The organism is Methylococcus sp. ANG (genome assembly GCF_040730495.1).
Taxonomy (GTDB): Bacteria; Pseudomonadota; Gammaproteobacteria; order Methylococcales; family Methylococcaceae; genus Methylococcus.
Window position 1 is genome coordinate 2,049,658 of sequence record NZ_CP160399.1, and the last position, 16,615, is coordinate 2,066,272.

The 16,615-nt window shown below is 64.7% G+C and carries 15 protein-coding genes and 1 pseudogene; 3 read left to right on the top strand and 13 right to left on the bottom strand.

What is annotated here, in order from left to right:
* Positions 1 to 78: 78 nt before the first annotated feature.
* Together ABZN20_RS09830 and ABZN20_RS09835 are read right to left on the bottom strand one after the other, a co-directional pair.
* The gene (locus tag ABZN20_RS09830) at positions 79 to 666 is read right to left on the bottom strand and encodes an IS5 family transposase (RefSeq protein ID WP_367025145.1); all 588 of its coding nucleotides are present in this window, start codon (positions 664 to 666) and stop codon (positions 79 to 81) included.
* Positions 666 to 842 (bottom strand): annotated as a pseudogene (locus ABZN20_RS09835) (transposase); the annotation flags it as partial. The pseudogene ABZN20_RS09835 and the gene ABZN20_RS09830, both read right to left, overlap by 1 nt.
* Positions 843 to 989: 147 nt before the next feature.
* On the opposite strand from ABZN20_RS09835, the gene ABZN20_RS09840 reads away from it, so the two are divergent.
* From ABZN20_RS09840 to ABZN20_RS09850, 3 genes are read left to right on the top strand one after another with little or no spacing between them, the layout of a single operon-like run.
* Positions 990 to 3,536 carry a heavy metal translocating P-type ATPase gene (locus tag ABZN20_RS09840; protein WP_367027513.1) on the top strand — a complete coding sequence of 849 codons (2,547 nt, stop codon included), beginning with the start codon at positions 990 to 992 and terminating at the stop codon, positions 3,534 to 3,536.
* A gap of 13 nt (positions 3,537 to 3,549) precedes the next feature.
* Entirely contained in the window at positions 3,550 to 3,921 is a 372-nt protein-coding gene (locus ABZN20_RS09845; protein WP_255556575.1) for a pyrimidine dimer DNA glycosylase/endonuclease V, read from the top strand.
* Between the two features lie 39 nt (positions 3,922 to 3,960).
* The gene (locus ABZN20_RS09850) at positions 3,961 to 5,205 is read left to right on the top strand and encodes a Fic family protein (protein WP_367027514.1); all 1,245 of its coding nucleotides are present in this window, start codon (positions 3,961 to 3,963) and stop codon (positions 5,203 to 5,205) included.
* Here ABZN20_RS09850 and ABZN20_RS09855 read toward each other — a convergent pair.
* The 11 genes from ABZN20_RS09855 to thrS all read right to left on the bottom strand — a co-directional run bounded on the left by ABZN20_RS09855 (position 5,150) and on the right by thrS (position 16,595).
* Positions 5,150 to 6,319, bottom strand: coding sequence for an MFS transporter (locus tag ABZN20_RS09855; protein WP_218807701.1), 1,170 nt, complete (start codon positions 6,317 to 6,319; stop codon positions 5,150 to 5,152). The genes ABZN20_RS09850 and ABZN20_RS09855 overlap by 56 nt on opposite strands.
* Positions 6,320 to 6,335: 16 nt before the next feature.
* Positions 6,336 to 7,436, bottom strand: coding sequence for a chorismate synthase (gene aroC / locus ABZN20_RS09860; protein ID WP_367027515.1), 1,101 nt, complete (start codon positions 7,434 to 7,436; stop codon positions 6,336 to 6,338).
* A 15-nt stretch (positions 7,437 to 7,451) separates the two neighbouring features.
* Positions 7,452 to 8,417: a 50S ribosomal protein L3 N(5)-glutamine methyltransferase gene (gene prmB, locus ABZN20_RS09865; protein ID WP_218807703.1), complete on the bottom strand. Its 966-nt coding sequence runs from the start codon at positions 8,415 to 8,417 to the stop codon at positions 7,452 to 7,454.
* Positions 8,414 to 9,460, bottom strand: a complete 1,047-nt coding sequence (argC, locus tag ABZN20_RS09870; RefSeq protein WP_367027516.1) for an N-acetyl-gamma-glutamyl-phosphate reductase — start codon at positions 9,458 to 9,460, stop codon at positions 8,414 to 8,416. The genes prmB and argC overlap by 4 nt, the downstream gene beginning before the upstream one ends.
* 220 nt (positions 9,461 to 9,680) lie before the next feature.
* Positions 9,681 to 10,013, bottom strand: a complete 333-nt coding sequence (locus ABZN20_RS09875) for an integration host factor subunit alpha (protein ID WP_218807705.1) — start codon at positions 10,011 to 10,013, stop codon at positions 9,681 to 9,683.
* Between the two features lie 4 nt (positions 10,014 to 10,017).
* On the bottom strand, positions 10,018 to 12,393 hold the full coding sequence (gene pheT, locus ABZN20_RS09880) for a phenylalanine--tRNA ligase subunit beta (RefSeq protein WP_367027517.1): 2,376 nt from the start codon (positions 12,391 to 12,393) through the stop codon (positions 10,018 to 10,020).
* Positions 12,394 to 12,421: 28 nt separating this feature from the next.
* Positions 12,422 to 13,447 (bottom strand): phenylalanine--tRNA ligase subunit alpha, encoded by a 1,026-nt coding sequence (pheS, locus tag ABZN20_RS09885; protein ID WP_367027518.1) that lies wholly within the window; start codon positions 13,445 to 13,447, stop codon positions 12,422 to 12,424.
* Positions 13,448 to 13,523: 76 nt separating this feature from the next.
* Positions 13,524 to 13,871, bottom strand: coding sequence for a 50S ribosomal protein L20 (gene rplT / locus ABZN20_RS09890; protein ID WP_010960034.1), 348 nt, complete (start codon positions 13,869 to 13,871; stop codon positions 13,524 to 13,526).
* Between the two features lie 38 nt (positions 13,872 to 13,909).
* Positions 13,910 to 14,107 carry a 50S ribosomal protein L35 gene (rpmI, locus tag ABZN20_RS09895; RefSeq protein ID WP_010960033.1) on the bottom strand — a complete coding sequence of 66 codons (198 nt, stop codon included), beginning with the start codon at positions 14,105 to 14,107 and terminating at the stop codon, positions 13,910 to 13,912.
* Positions 14,108 to 14,127: 20 nt separating this feature from the next.
* A complete protein-coding gene (gene infC / locus ABZN20_RS09900; protein WP_218808959.1) occupies positions 14,128 to 14,658 on the bottom strand; it encodes a translation initiation factor IF-3 in 531 nt (176 codons plus the stop codon).
* A 20-nt stretch (positions 14,659 to 14,678) separates the two neighbouring features.
* The gene (gene thrS / locus ABZN20_RS09905) at positions 14,679 to 16,595 is read right to left on the bottom strand and encodes a threonine--tRNA ligase (RefSeq protein WP_218807708.1); all 1,917 of its coding nucleotides are present in this window, start codon (positions 16,593 to 16,595) and stop codon (positions 14,679 to 14,681) included.
* Positions 16,596 to 16,615 lie beyond the last annotated feature (20 nt).

Genomic DNA, 16,615 nt, shown 5'->3' on the forward strand with positions numbered 1-16,615 from the left:
CAATCAGCAGAAGTAACAAACCGGCGGCACGCAGACCCCACCATGACAATCGCTTCCGGGAACCTGTCTGGTAAAAGTTTAAGCACATTTAGCAAGAGTCAGCTTGAGCATGGCGATGCGAATCATGTTTTCGGCAGTGGCGGTGAGGATTTCGACATCCTTGGCGAGTCGGCGGAACGACCCGAGCCAAGCGAAGGTGCGCTCGACCACCCAGCGCTTGGGCAGGACTGCGAAGCCATCTTTGATCTTCTCGGAAATATGCAGCGTCAACCCCAAGGTCTCGTCGACAAACCGAACGGCGGTGCCGCGATACCCGGCGTCGCCGGAAAAGGCCTGTAGACCGGGATGCTTTTCCGCGGCTCGACGCAGCACCTCGCAAGCCCCCACCGTATCGTGAAGGTTGGCGGCATGAACCTGGACGTGCAACAGATTGCCCAAGACATCGACCACGATATGGCGTTTGCGGCCTTTCACTTTTTTGCCGCCGTCGATGCCACGCTCTTCGCTGTCGTACTGGGTTTTGACGCTTTGCGAATCAATGATGCCGTAGCGGGGACAGGGCGCTCTGCCGTTTTTTTTCGCCGTTGCCGATTCAAGTCGTCCAGCGCGCGTTCCCAAACGCCGTTTTTGTTCCAGCGGCTGAAATGGTCGTACACCGTTTTCCACGGAGGAAAGTCGTTGGGCAACTGCCGCCACTGGGCACCCGTTTTCACCAAGTACAGAATGGCATCGACGATGCGTTTTCGCGAATGCTTACACCCGCTGCCTCGCCGATCATTGGGCTGAAAGTAGCGCTCTATCCGCGCCCATTCGTGCTCTTTCAAATCACTCGGATAACTCAATGGCTTCGCTCGTCAGGTCCAGGGACCATTGACTTTACTACGTTTTGTTTTTCAAGACAGGTTCTCAGATCCCTGATATTCCCCTCTAGCCGACCTGATGCCTACGCCTATAATGGCCCGTCTCTACTAACCCGAGGCCCTTCAGGCATGGCCGCCGAATCGAACACGCTCGAACGCTTCCAGGTCGCCCACCAGACCCGCTCCCGCCTGCGCCTCATGGTCCCCACCCTGCGTAAGCAAGTCGAGCGGACCCAGATCTTCGGCGTGCTGCTGCGGAAGCACCCTGCGGTGAGGCGGGTCCGGGTGGTGCCGGCGCTGGGTTCGGTAACGGTGCATTTCGATCCTTCGGCGGTAACGGCGGCCGATCTCCAGGCCTTTTTCGGCAAGGTGCTGGGCAATCTGGGGCCGTCGCCGACGCTTCCTCCCACTGTCAGACACGAGACGAATCCCGAGCTGCCGCTGCATGAGTTCCATGTCGCGGTCGAAGGGATGACTTGCGTGTCCTGCGCGCTGCTGATCGAGATGCTGCTGCGGCGCGATCCGCGGGTGGCTTCGGCCAGCGTGAATTTCGCGACGGAAACCGCCCAGGTGCTGACGTCGATGGACCGGGACGAGTTGTACGGGACCTTGCGGCGGCTGGGCTACCAGCCTCAGCCGATGGACAGCATGGCGCAGCGCCGGGCTTTGCTGGCGCGGGAGAAAGCCCGCATCGGCAAAGCCCGGCAGCACTGTTTCTGGTCGCTGGTGTTCAGCGTGCCGACTTTCCTGATCGGCCTGTTCGCGCCGCGTTCCCGGCTGATGGGCTGGGTGCAGCTGGCGGTGTCGGCGCCGGTGCTGCTGGGCGGCGGACGGGAGTTCTTCGACAAGGCCTGGCAGTTGGCCAAACGCCGCTCCGCCAGTACCGACACGCTACAAACGCTGAGGCATTGCAAACCTGTAGCTACTCAAAAATCGGCGAGGATCATACCTCAGGCGATAAGCGCAATGGGGACGAACTCTCAGGTCGCCGCCGGCGTCGGTTCGGCCTACGCCTACAGCTTTTTCTCCCTGGCGACCGGACGTGGCGGCTATTACTTCGAGGCGGCGGCGGGCGTCATCTCCTTCGTGCTGATGGGCCGCTACCTGGAAGAGAAGGCGCGCGGCCAGGCGCACCAGGCGATCCGCCAACTGGTCGAACTGCAGCCGCAGACGGCGACGGTGTTGCGGACCGAACGGCCGGTGAGCCTCCCCATCGAGGACGTCCGGATCGGCGATCTGGTGCTGGTGAGGCCCGGCGAGCGCATCCCCGCCGACGGCGAAGTCGTCCACGGGCTGTCGGCGGTGGACGAATCGATGGTGACGGGCGAGAGCCTGCCGGTGGTCAAGGAGACCGGCCACAGGGTCACCGGCGGCTGCATCAACGGCAACGGGGCCTTGCAGATCCGGGTCGGCGCGGTCGGCGCGGACACCGTCCTGTCGGGCATCCTGCGCACACTGGAACAAGCCCAGACCAGCCGGCTGCCGGTTCAGCGCACGGTCAACCGGCTGTCGGCCTTCTTCGTACCCGCGGTGATGGCGGTGTCCGGCGCCACCTTCTTCGGCTGGATGGCGGCAGGTGCGGGATTCGGCACCGCGCTCATCCATGCCATCACCGTGCTGCTGGTGGCCTGCCCTTGCGCCCTGGGGCTGGCGACGCCGGCCGCCGTGATGGTCGGCACCGGGCAGGCGGCGCGGCGCGGCATCTTCATCCGCAACGCGGAGAGCCTGGAAACCGCATCCGGTCTCAGCGTCATCGTGTTCGACAAGACCGGCACCCTCACCGAGGGCAGGCCTCGGATCACCGACATCGCCAACGTCTCGGATCTGGACGATGCGGGACTGCTGCGGCTGGCCGCCGGTGCGGGGTCGCATTCCGAGCACTTCATCGGCAAGGCCGTCCTCGCCCACGCCGGTTCCCTGGGCATGGCTTGGCCCGAACCGGCCGAGTTCCGGGTCGAACCCGGTTTGGGGATCGCCGCCATCGTCGAGGGCCACGAAGTACTGATCGGCAATCAGCGTTGGCTCGATAAGCACAAGATCAAGAGCGGCAGGAAGCTGGGCGAGGCGGCGCGGAAGCTGGGCAAGCAGGGCAAGACGCCGGTGTTCGTCGCGCTGGACGGGCACGCCGCCGCCGTGCTCGGCGTTGCCGACCGCCCCCGGCCCGATGCCGCCGCAGCCGTCACCCGCCTGCACCGGCGGGGAGTACGGACGCTCATGGTGACGGGCGACGTCGCGACCGCCGCCGAGTATATCGGCGCCTTGGTGGGCATCGACCAAATCGAGGCCGGGGCACGCCCCGGGCGCAAGCTGGAAATCGTCCGCCACTTGCAAAACCGCGGCGAGCGGGTCGGCATGATCGGCGACGGCATCAACGACGCCCCGGCCCTCGCCGCGGCCGACGTCGGGCTGGCGATCGGCGGCGGCACCGACATCGCCAAACAGAGCGCCGATCTGACCCTGCTCACCGGCGACATTTCCAAGGCGGCGGAGGCCATGGAACTGAGCGGCCGCACGCTGCGGGTGATCCGCCAGAACCTGTCCTGGGCCTTCGGCTACAACCTCGTCGCCATCCCGCTGGCCGCCTTCGGCAAGCTGCATCCGATGGCCGCCTCCGCGGCGATGGCGGCGAGTTCGGTCGGCGTGGTGCTGAACGCCCTGCGGCTGCAGCGGGAGTGAGACGAGTCCGGCCATGCGACTGTGGACCCTGCATCCCCGCTACCTGGACGCCAAGGGCCTGGTCGCGCTCTGGCGCGAAGCGCTGCTGGCGCAAGCCGTGCTGAAGGGGCTGACGCGCGGCTATACCCGTCACCCCCAGTTGACCCGGTTCCGGGAGACGCCCGCCCCCGAAGCGGCGATCACGCACTATCTGCGGGCCGTCCACGCAGAAGGCGAGCGCCGGGGCTACCGCTTCGACGCGGGCAAGATCGCCCCCTGCCCGATGCCGACCCTAATGACGGCCACGGACGGCCAGCTCGCCTACGAATGGGCTCATCTCACGCCCACGCGTACAGCCGACGACGAAGCGGACATTTTGCCGGACATTATTTTGCTGTTACTATGAATTTCTCTTTTGAATTCATGGTCATGTATCCGTTTTCGGATGGACATTCCAAGGGACAAATCCGGCTTTGAACATTGCACCGTGCGGGTCGAAACCCAGCGCTTCGGCCCTTTCACCTTTTGCTTAGGGTTCGACCCCGCTCAGATCGAAGTCGCCTTGGTCCGGGTGGAGGACGCACATCAACGATTCGACGCCTCGCCGCTGGCTCAAGTAGCCAACCAGCTCGAACGGGAAGTGGTGGTCAGCAGCATATTCGGCACCAACAGCATCGAAGGCGGCATGCTGAGCGAGGAAGAGACCGGAGCAGCCTTGGCCCTGGCCCCCGGGCAAATCCGTGAAACCGAGCAGCGTCGCGCCGTCAACATCAAGTCCGCCTACGATCTGGCACGCACGGCCGCCAGTACCGAGGGCTGGCACATCGGCCTGGATTTCATCCGCGAAGTGCACGCAGCGATCACCGGAGACCTTCCCCACCCCTACAACCTTCCCGGCCAGTTCCGCGACAATGCCAAGGAAATCGTCACGCGGGTAGGCGACGCCGCTCATGGCGGCATTTACAAACCGCCACAATCCGGTGCCGATATCCGGCTGCTCATGCAAACCTTGGTCGACTGGCACCGGCAGATGGAGGAATCCGGAATTCCCGCACTGATACGCGCCCCTTTAGTCCATCTTTATTTCGAATGGATTCACCCTTTCTGGGATGGCAACGGCCGGGTCGGCCGCGTCCTCGAAGCCACCTTGCTCCAAGCGGCCGGCTACCGTTATGCGCCGTTCGCCATGGCGCGCTACTACCACGAACACATCGATACTTATTTCGCCTTGTTCAACATCTGCCGTAAATCGGCCGAAAAACGCCAGGCGGCCCCGAACATGCCGTTCATCGATTTTCACCTCGAAGGCATGCGCATAGTCATCAATGGGCTGCACGACCGGGTCAATCGCCTGATCACCATGCTACTGTTCGAAAACCGGGTGAAACAGCTGTTCGACCTGAAGGAACTCAACGCAAGACAGTACACGATACTGACTCATTTGCTGAACAACGGGCGCCCCTTGCCGCTAGCGGAACTTCGCCTGATGCCCTGGTACGGCGCACTCTACCTCAAGCTCAACGACAAGACCCGGCAGCGGGATTTGCACAAACTCCGGGCGCTGGAACTCGCCTATCTGGATACCGAAAACCGTCTGTGGCCTGGTTTCCTGGCTCCCGCGCCAGTCCAGCCATTCAAGCCTTCGCCCCGAAAACAGGACGACGCCGATCCACCAGCAGCCAGGCGATGATCAAGGCGACCAAGGACACAGCCGCCGCGCCGGCATAGACCGGCCCGGCGCCGAAATCGGCCCAGGCGTAGCCGCTGGCGAAGCTCCCCAGCGCGCCGCCCGCGCCGTAGCTCAGGCTGGTGAAAAGCGCCTGGCCGCGATTGCGGTTGCGCCCCTGGAAATAGCGGTGCACCAGGGCGATCGAGACGGCGTGAAACGCGCCGAAGCTGGCGGCATGCAGCAGCTGGGCGAAAACCAGGACTCCCAGCCATTCGGCGTAGCGGCCGATCAGCAGCCAGCGCAGGACCGTCAAGGCGATGCTTGCGAGCAGGATGGCGCGCAGCGAGACGCGGGCCTGGATCGCCGGCAGGACCAGAAACAGGACGATCTCCGACACCACACCCAAGGCCCAGAGCTGGCCGGTCCGGGAACGGTCGAAGCCGTGGTTCTCCAGATGCACCGAATAGAAGCTGTAATACGGCCCGTGGGCCATCTGGATCAGCAGACAGGTGAGCAGCAGGCCGATGACCTCGGGCCGCTTGACGACCCGCCACAAGGTGTCTTGGGCGGGCGCGTGAACCACCCGCGCGCCGCCCGGAATGGCGAGGCTGGACAGCCACATCATCGCGAACAGCGAGGCCAGCACCTGCGGCAGGCATCCGATCGCGAGCCGCGCTTCGAGCGCCGCGCCCACGGCGAGCACGCCCAGGATGAAACCGACCGAACCCCACAGCCGGATCCGGCTGTAGCCCCTGGCATCGCCCTTCAGCAAGGCCAGGTTCAGCGACTCCAGGGTGGGCAGGAAGGCGTTCCAGAAGAAACCGGACAGCCCCACCGCGGCGAGCAGCCCCCAATAGCCGGGGAGCACGAAGATCAGGGCAAAGCCGAGAAACGCAAGCAGACAGGCCAGGCGGATGAGGAACAGGTCGCGGCCGGTATGATCGGCCAGCCAGCCCCAGCAGTTGGGCGCCACGATGCGGGTGCCCGCCATGACGGCCATGACGATGCCGATGTCCTGCGGGCCGAGCCCCCGCGACTGGAGATAAAGCGGCCAGTACGGCAGAAAGATGCCCAATGCCGCGAAATACCAGAGGTACAGGCCGGAAAGCCGCCAGTACGGCACTGGGCCGGGCATGGGCGGACGCGGCGGACTAAAACGCGCTGGGCGGGATGGGGTCGAGCGTGCGCACGACGTCCTGGTTCTGGCCCCTGTGGCGCAGATAGTGGTCCATCAGCACGATGGCCATCATCGCCTCGGCGATCGGCGTGGCGCGTATGCCGACGCAAGGGTCATGGCGGCCGGTGGTCACGACTTCCACCGATTCGCCGCGGATGTTCACCGAACGGCCGGGGATGCGAAGGCTGGAGGTGGGCTTCAAGGCGATGCTGGCGACGATGTCCTGGCCGCTGGATATCCCGCCCAGAATCCCGCCTGCGGAATTGCCCAGGAAGCCGTCGGGGCTCATCTCGTCGCGGAACACCGACCCCTTGGCTTCGACACAGGCGAAGCCGGCGCCGATTTCCACGCCCTTGACGGCGTTGATGCTCATCAGCGCATACGCCAGTTCGGCGTCGAGCCGGTCGAAGATCGGTTCGCCCAGACCGGGCGGCACGCCCTTGGCCACCACGTTGACCCGTGCGCCGATCGAGTCGCCTTCCTTGCGCAAGGCGTCCATGTAGGCTTCCAGTTCGGGCACCTTGGCGGGATCGGGACAGAAGAAGGGGTTGTCGTCGATGGCATTCCAGTCGACCGGCTCGAGCCGGATCGGCCCGAGCTGGGCCAGGTAGCCGCGGATCTCGACACCCAAACGCTCGCGCAGGTATTTCTTGGCGATGCCTCCCGCCGCCACCCGCATCGCGGTTTCGCGCGCCGAGGAGCGGCCGCCGCCGCGGTAGTCGCGAAAGCCGTATTTCATCTGGTAGGTGTAGTCGGCATGGCCGGGGCGGAAGCGGTCGGCGATGCTGGCGTAATCCTTGGAGCGCTGGTCCTCGTTCTCGATCAGGAGGCCGATCGGCGTACCGGTGGTAAGCCCCTCGAACACCCCGGACAGGATCTTGACCGTGTCGGACTCGCGCCGCTGGGTGGTATGACGGGACTGACCCGGCCGGCGGCGGTCCAGGTCGCGCTGCAGATCGGCCTCGGACAGCGCGAGTCCCGGCGGGCAGCCGTCGACGACGCAGCCGAGCGCGGGACCGTGGCTCTCCCCGAAAGTCGTGACGGTGAACAGCTTGCCGATGGTGTTTCCGGACATGGTCTCTCGCTGGGCTTATTGGAGGGTCTTGCGGGCCACCGCGGTTTCCGGGCCGAGCGAACTCTCGAACAGATTCCTGTGCCTTTCGACCTGGGCCGCGGTCAACAGGAAAACCCCCTCGCCACCGTGCTCGAAATCCAGCCAGAGGAAATCGACCTCCGGGTACAGCGCCGCCAACGCTTCGGCGCTGGAGCCGACTTCGACCACTAGGACGCCGCCGGGCTTGAGCCAGTCCGCCGCGCCGGCGAGGATGCGACGCACGCAGTCCAGCCCATCCTCGCCCGATTCCAGCCCGAGCCGGGGCTCGGCATGGTACTCGGAAGGCAAGTCGCGCCATTCCTGCAGATTCACGTAAGGCGGATTGCTCACGATCAGATCGTAACGCCCCGCCTCGAGCTGCCGGTACAGATCCGAATGCACCAGCCGCACGGCGTCTTCGAGCCCATGGGCGCGGACGTTCATCCGAGCCACTTCCAGCGCGCCGCCGGAAATGTCCACGGCATCCACCCGCGCCTGGGGAAAGGCTTCGGCGCAGGCGATGGCGATGCAGCCGCTGCCGGTGCAAAGGTCGAGCACGTCGCCGACCGCATCGGGCTCGAGCCAGGGCTGGAACTGGTTTTCGATCAGTTCGGCGATGGGAGAGCGCGGCACCAGCACCCGCTCGTCCACGTAGAACTTGAGGCCCGCAAACCAGGCCTCGTGGGTCAAATAGGCCAAAGGCACGCGCTCCTCGATCCGGCGCTCGACCAGGTGCAGGATGCGCTCGCGCTCTTCGAACGTCAGCACCGCGGAGAAATACCCCGAGGGCATGTCGTGCGGCTGGCGGATCACGTGCATGACCAGGGCGGCGGCTTCATCCAGCGCGGTCCCGGTGCCGTGGCCGAAAAACACGCCGGCTTCGGAAAAACGCGTCGCACCCCAGCGGATATAGTCGCGCACCGTGGTCAAGGTTTCGAGAACGGAAAGGTGCGTCGTCTTCATGGATACAGGCCGATGGCTTGAAGGCCGGTGGTTTCCTCGAAACCGAATCTGAGGTTCATGTTCTGCACCGCCTGGCCTGCGGCGCCCTTGACCAGGTTGTCGAGCACCGACAGCACCACGATCTGGCCGCTCTCCCGGGGCTGGAACACCGCGATCTGGCAGCGGTTGGAGCCGCGCACGTTGCGCGTGTCCGGGTGGCTGCCGGCCGGCAGCACGTCGACGAACGGCTCGCCGCGGTAGCGCTCCTCGTAAAGCCGCTGGATGTCGCCCGGCTCATCGACCGGCACGGCGTAGAGGGTCGCATGGATGCCACGGATCATCGGCAGGAGATGCGGCACGAAGGTCAGCCCGACCGGCTCCCCTGCCATCTGCACCAGGCCCTGCACGATTTCCGGCCAGTGCCGGTGCCCCCCCACGGCATAGGCCTTGAAACTCTCGCCGGTTTCGCTCATCAGCAGCGGGATTTCCGCCTTGCGTCCGGCTCCGCTGACGCCGGATTTCACGTCGGCGATGAGGCGGTCCGCCGCCACCAGCCGGTTTTCCAGCAAGGGCATCAGCCCGAGCTGCACCGCCGTGGGATAACAGCCCGGATTGGCGATCAAACGCGCCGAGCGGATCGCATCGCGTCGGACTTCCGGCAGGCCGTAGACGGCCTCTTCCAGCAGCTCGGGACAGGCATGCGCCTGCCCATACCAGTGCGCCCACTCGTCCGCATCCTTCAGGCGGAAATCCGCCGACAGGTCGATGACGACGACGCCTTGCTCGAGCAATGCCGGCGCCGATTGCATGGCGATGCCGTTGGGGGTGGCGAAGAACACCACATCGCAGCCGCCGAGATTCTCCACCTCGGGATCGGTGAAGACGGCCTCCACGCGGCCGCGGAGGTTGGGATAGAGATCGGCAACGGCCTTGCCGGCGTCCACGCGGGAGGTGACGGCGCGAATGCGGACGCCGGGATGCAGCGCCAGTATGCGCAGCAATTCCACACCGGTATAACCAGTCCCGCCTATGATCCCGACTTCGATCGGCTTGCCTGACGTCATGTCTGTTCGCGAATCCGGAAAGTTCGACAAGAACCCATTTTATCAGACCGTGGGCGGCGGCCCGGCCGGAGGCGGACCCGCCCCTCCCCTCGAAACGCCGGCTTGGTAAAAAGGCTCGAGACCGGGGATGTCCCTGATCCCGATTTCATGAATGGCGGCCGGCTATCGGCGCCGCCCCCCTGGACAAAAGCGGGTCCGGCCGGGAGGTCCGGAACCCGCGTCATGCCTCCTCGACTCGCTCGACGCCCGATTCAGCCTGTTCCTCATCCTGGAGGGCTTCGACCGTGGCCTTGAGTTTCTGGCCCGCCTTGAAGGTCACGACGCGCCGCGCGGTGATCGGGATCTCTTCGCCAGTCTTCGGATTCCGGCCCGGCCTCTGGCGCTTGTCGCGCAGATCGAAGTTGCCGAAACCGGAGAGTTTTACCGAACGCCCGCTTTCCAGCGAAGCCTTGATGACTTCGAAAAACTGGTCGACCAGTTCCTTGGCATCCCGCTTGTTCAAGCCAAGCTCGGCAAACAACCTTTCGACCATGTCCGCTTTGGTTAGCGCCATTGCCTCATTCTCTCAATTTCGCACCAAAATCAGCCGCCAACCGTGCCACGATCCGGCCCATGACCTCGTCCACCCGATCGTCGGTCAACGTATCCTCCGCGTCCTGCAGGGTGACGCCGAGCGCCACGCTCTTCTTGCCGGCTTCCACGCCGGCTCCCACGTAAACGTCGAACAACACCGTGTCGCGAACCAGGGCCCCGCCACTCGCGGCGACGGCTTCCAGCAGCTCCGCCGCCGGCAGCGCCCGCTCCACCACCAGGGCCAGATCGCGCCGCACGTGCGGGAAGCGGGACAAGGGCGCGAACCGCGGCAGATCGCGTTGCAGCAGCGCCCCGGCGTCGAGTTCGAACAGAAAGACCGGCTGCTCGAATCCGAGGTCGCGCTCGATTTGCGGATGCAGCGTGCCCAGCCAGCCGGCGCCGGCACCGCCGATCAGGATTTCGGCGCTCTGGCCGGGATGCAGGGTGTGATGGACCGCCGCACGGAAGCGAACCGTCGCCTTGCCGGTCAAGCCCAGTATAGCCTCGACGTCGGCTTTCACGTCGAAAAAGTCCGCCGGCCGGGATTGCTCTCCCCATTGTTCGTCGAGGACGGAACCCAGGACGAGGCCGGCCAGGGTATTGCGCTGCTCGAGGAGCCCGTCGCGCCTCAAAAATTTCAGCCCGGTCTCGAAGATACGCACCCGCTCCTGCTGGCGGCTCAGGTTTTTCTGCGCGGCGTCCAACAAGCCTGTCCAAAGGCTGGTCCGCATCACCGCCAGATCGGCGGAAATCGGATTCAGCAGGGCTTCGGGCTCGAGTTCCGGATCGATCCGCCGCTGCATCTCGGCGGACACGAAACTGTAGGTGATGACCTCCTGGTAGCCGCGGTCGGCCAGCAGGTCCTTGACCCGGTCCAGCCCGAGCACGGTTTCCGACGCCGGCTGCATCGCCGAAGCCACGGCGGGGCGGCGCCGGGGGATGTCGTCGTAACCGTAGACGCGGCCGATTTCCTCGATGAGGTCGGCCTCCAGGGCGATGTCGAAGCGGAAACTCGGCGGCGTGACCGTCCAGCCCTGCTCGTCCTCTTCGACGCCCATGCCGAGGCGGGTCAGAATGTCGGCGATCTCGCCCCGCGCCAGGCTCAGGCCGAGCAGTCGCCCGATGCGCCGCTCACGCAGGCGGATCGGCGCCCGGACCGGGAGCAGATCCTCACGCACCGCCTCGGTGACGGGGCCGGCTTCGCCACCGGCGATCTCCAGCAGCAGCGCGGTCGCCCGCTCGATCGCCCGCCGCTGCAACGCCGGATCGACGCCCCGCTCGAAGCGGTGGGAGGAATCGGTCGCCAGACCGTACCGGCGCGCCTTGCCCATGATGCGGGCGGGCGAGAAGAAGGCGCATTCCAGAAAAATGTCGGTGGTGGCTTCCCCCACCGCGCTCCGTTCGCCGCCCATGATGCCGGCCAGCGCCAAGGGCTTTTCTTCGTCGGCGATGACCAGCACCTCGGAAGACAGGGTGATTTCTTCCCCGTTCAGCAGCTTCAGGGGTTCGCCTTCGCGGGCCTGCCGTACATGGATGTCGCCGGAGAGCTTCGCCAGGTCGAAGGCATGCAGAGGCTGGCCCAGCTCGAGCAGCACGTAGTTGGTGACGTCGACCGCCGGCCCCAGGCTGCGCAGCCCGCTGCGGCGCAGGCGCTCCTTCAGCCATTGCGGGGTTTCCGCCCCGGCATCGATGCCGGCGATGACCCGGCCGAGATAGCGCGGACAGGCTTCGGGCGCATCCAGATGCACGGCCAGCCGCCGGTCGCCGCCGACGGTGACCGTTCCGGGTTCGACACCCTGAAACGGCAGCCGGTTGATGAGCGCCACTTCGCGGGCGATGCCCTCCACGCTCAGGCAATCGGCGCGGTTGGGGGTCAAATCGACTTCCAGAACTCGGTCATCGAGTTGCAGATAATCGCGGATGTCGGCGCCGACCGGCGCGTCGGCGGGCAGCTCCAGCAGGCCGGACGCGTTCTCCTCGAGGCCGAGCTCCTTGGCCGAGCACAGCATGCCGAAGGATTCGACGCCGCGCAGCCGGGAACGCTTGATCGTCAGGGAACCGGGCAGCACCGCGCCTTCGGTCGCCAAAGGCGCCACCAGGCCGGCGCGGGCATTGGCCGCGCCGCAGACGATCTGCAGCGGCTCGCCGCGGCCGGCGTCGACCCGGCAGATCTGCAGGCGGTCGGCTTCGGGATGCGGGGCCGCCTCCACGATCCGGGCGACCACCACGCCGCTGAAATCGGCCGCCGCGGACTCGGCGCCGTCGACTTCGAGGCCCGCCATGGTCAGCTGGTGGACCAGCCCGGCCGTGTCGACCGCAGGATTGACGTATTGGCGTAACCAGGCTTCGCTCAGGCGCATGTCGGCTATTCGACGGGAACTTTCAGGGTCAGAACGGCTTGAACTGCCGCAGGAATTTGAGGTCGTTTTCGAAGAACAGGCGCAGGTCGTTGATGCCGTAGCGCAGCATCGTCAAACGCTCGACTCCGAGCCCGAAGGCGAAACCGCCGTAGCGCTCCGGATCGATGCCGACCGCCCCGAACACACGAGGGTGGATCATGCCGCAGCCCATGACTTCGAGCCAGCCGGTATGCTTGCACACACGGCAGCCCTGGCCGTCGCAGATCACGCACTCGATGTCGACCTCGGCGGAAGGTTCGGTGAACGGAAAGTACGACGGGCGGAACCGCACCGCGCAGTCCTTCTCGAAAAAGCCGGTCAGGAATTCGTACAGCGTCCCCTTGAGATCGGCGAAGCTGACGTTTTCGTCCACCCAGAAACCCTCGACCTGGTGGAACATCGGGGTGTGGGTGAGGTCGGAATCGCAGCGGTAGACCCGGCCGGGCGCGATGACCCGCAGCGGCGGCTGCCCCGATTCCATCACCCGAATCTGCACCGGCGAGGTGTGGGTACGCAGCAACATGTGCTCACTGAAATAAAAGGTGTCGTGCATGGCGCGGGCCGGATGATGGGCCGGGATGTTCAGCGCCTCGAAATTGTGGAAATCGTCCTCGATTTCCGGTCCCTCGACCACCGAAAAACCCACGCTGCGGAACAACTGGGTGATGCGGCGCAGGGTCAGGGTGACGGGATGCAGCCCGCCGGGCCGCTGGCCGCGGCCGGGCAGCGTGACGTCGATGGTTTCGCTGGACAGGCGTTGAGCCAGCGCCTCGGTTTCCAGCTCCGCCTTGCGCCGGTCCAGCAAGCGCTGGAATTCGTCGCGCGCCTGATTGACGCGCTGACCGAACGCCTTGCGCTCCTCCGGCGAAAGCGCCCCGAGCGTCTTCATCTGCTCGGTGAACTCGCCCTTCCTGCCCAGATAACGCACCCGGACCTGGTCCAGCTCGGCGACGTTTCCGGCCTCGGCCAACAGGCGCGCGGCTTGTTCCAGGGTGGACTCGGGCGGCGAATTCACGACGGGGCTAATCTTGTGATGGCGAAAGAAATCCGGCGGAAGCGTAAAGCCACCGCCGGGTACGACGCGTGCGCGGTCAGCCCTGCGCGATGCGGGCCAACTCGGCGAAGGCGTCCTTGTCGCGGACGGCCAGGTCGGCCAGAACCTTGCGGTCGATCTCGATGGAAGCCTTCTTCAGACCGCTGATGAAACGGCTGTAGGACAGGCCGAATTCGCGCGCGCCGGCGTTGATGCGGGTAATCCAGAGGGCGCGGAACTGGCGCTTCCTCTGGCGGCGGTCGCGGTAGGCGTACTGGCCGGCCTTGATGACCGCCTGTTTGGCGACGCGGTAAACACGGCTGCGGGCGCCGTAATAACCTTTGGCCTGCTTCAGGACCTTCTTGTGACGGGCGCGCGCTATCACTCCGCGCTTGACTCGTGCCATGGCTTATTCCTCTTGCGGTAACTCGGTAACGGGACTGATCAGGTGTACGGCAGCATGCGCGCTACTGCACGCACGTCGGACGGATGCACCATGTCCGGGCTGCGCAGCTGGCGCTTGCGTTTGGTGGACTTCTTGGTCAGGATGTGGCGGCGATGCGACTGCACGCACTTGAAGCCGCCGGAACCGGTCCGCTTGAAGCGCTTGGCGGCGCCGCGATTGGTCTTGATCTTGGGCATTTCTTTAATCTCCAGAGTCTCTAAGCCTTTTTCTTCTTGGGGGCCAGGGTCATGCTCATCTGACGCCCCTCCAGTTTCGGGAACTGTTCCACCGACGCGTATTCTTCCAGATCCGTTTCGATCCGCTTCAAGAGGTCCATGCCGAGTTCGCGGTGCGCCAGTTCACGCCCACGGAACCGCACGGTGATCTTGGCCTTGTCGCCGTCATTCAGAAAGCGAATGAGATTGCGCAGCTTGACTTGGTAGTCGCCTTCGTCCGTACCCGGCCGGAATTTGACTTCCTTGATCTGGATCAGCTTCTGCTTCTTTTTGGAAGCCTGAAGCTTCTTGTTCTGTTCGAACCGAAACTTGCCGTAGTTCATGACCCGGCACACCGGCGGGTCAGAAGTGGGCGAAATCTCGACCAGGTCCAGATCGGCATCGTAGGCGATCTGTCTGGCCTCTCGCGTAGAAACAATCCCGAGCTGTTGTCCATCCGCGCCTATCAGTCTGACGGCGGGGGCCGTGATCTCCTCGTTGAGTCGCGGCTCTTTCTTGTCGTTGGCAGTGATAACCCCAGTCCTCCGATGTGTTAATGACTCACGGCGCGCTTCATCGATTCCTCGGTGAACTTCACCACCAGATCGCCTATCCCGAAACTGCCGTGATCCTTACCGTCTTGCGTCCGCAAGCTGACGCTTCCCGCTTCGATTTCCTTATCGCCAACGATAAGCAAATAAGGTACCCGCTGCATGGAATGTTCGCGGATTTTAAAGCCGACCTTCTCATTTCTCAAGTCGGCGATGACTCTAAATCCTTTAGAGACAAACTCTTGTGCCACTTCCTGGGCGTAATCGGCCTGCCGGTCGGTGATGTTGAGCACCACCGCCTGCACCGGCGCCAGCCACAACGGATAGTGGCCGGCGTAGTGTTCCGTCAGGATGCCGACAAACCGCTCCATGGAACCGAGGATCGCCCGGTGCAGCATGACCGGCACATGGCGGGCGCCGTCCTCGGCGACGTAGCTGGCCCCGAGCCGGTCCGGCATGGAGAAATCCACCTGGACGGTGCCGCACTGCCATACGCGGTCCAGGCAGTCCTTCAGCGAAAACTCGATCTTGGGGCCGTAGAACGCGCCCTCGCCGGGCTGCAGATCCCAGGCCAGCCCCTTGGCGTTCAGTGCCGTTTCCAGCGCATGCTCGGCCTTGTCCCAGACTTCGTCCGAACCGACCCGCTTTTCCGGCCGGGTGGACAGCTTGATCTGGACTTCGCTGAAACCGAAATCGGCGTAGACCTTGAACAGCAGGTCGATGAAACGCGAAACCTCGTCCTGGATCTGCTCCTCGGTGCAGAAGATGTGCGCGTCGTCCTGGGTGAAGCCGCGTACCCGCATGAGACCGTGCAAGGCGCCGGAAAGTTCGTTACGATGGCAGGAACCGAACTCGGCCAGCCGCAGCGGCAGATCGCGATAGCTCTTCAAGCCCTGGTTGTAGACCTGCACGTGGCAGGGACAGTTCATCGGCTTGATCGCGTAGTCGCGCTCCTCCGACGCCGTGGTGAACATCTCGTCCGAAAACTTCTCCCAGTGGCCGGAGCGCTCCCACAGAGTCCTGGACACCACCAGCGGGGTACGGATCTCCTGATAGCCGTTGTCGCGGAACACCCGGCGCATGTACTGTTCGATCTCCTGCCACAGGGTCCAGCCCTTGGGATGCCAGAACACCATGCCGGGCGCTTCCTCCTGCATGTGGAACAGGTCCAGCGCCTTGCCGAGCTTGCGGTGGTCGCGCCGTTCCGCCTCTTCCAGCCGCTGCAGGTAGGCGGCGAGATCCTTCTTGTCACCCCAGGCCGTGCCGTAGATGCGCTGCAGCATCTCGTTGCGCGAGTCGCCGCGCCAGTAGGCGCCGGCGATCTTCATCAGCTTGAAGGCCTTGAGCCGGCCGGTGTCCGGCACGTGCGGGCCGCGGCACAAATCAGTGAAATCGCCCTGGGAATACAGCGAGATCACCTCGCCCGCCGGGATCGCCTCGATGATCTCGGCCTTGTAGACCTCGCCCAGACCCTGGAAATAGACGATGGCATCCTCGCGCGGCATGGTCTTGCGCTCGACCGGCAGGGCCTGGGCCGCCAGCTCCTGCATCTTGGCCTCGATCGCCTCCAGGTCTTCCGGGGTGAACGGGCGCTCGAAGGAAAAATCGTAGTAGAAACCGTCCTGGATGACCGGGCCGATGGTCACTTGGGCCTGCGGATAGAGCGCCTTGACGGCCTGCGCCAGCAGATGAGCGGTGGAATGGCGGATCACTTCCACGCCGTCGGCATCGCGCGCCGTGACCAGTGCAACCTGGGCATCGGCTTCGATGCGATGGGAAAGATCGACGAGCTTGCCGTCCACCCGCCCGGCCAGCGCGGCCTTGGCGAGCCCGGGCCCGATGGACTCGGCCACCTGCAGCAACGTGACGGGATGATCGAATTCCCGGCGGGAACCGTCGGGCAAGGTAACGACGGGCATAATATCGACGCTCGCGGTTT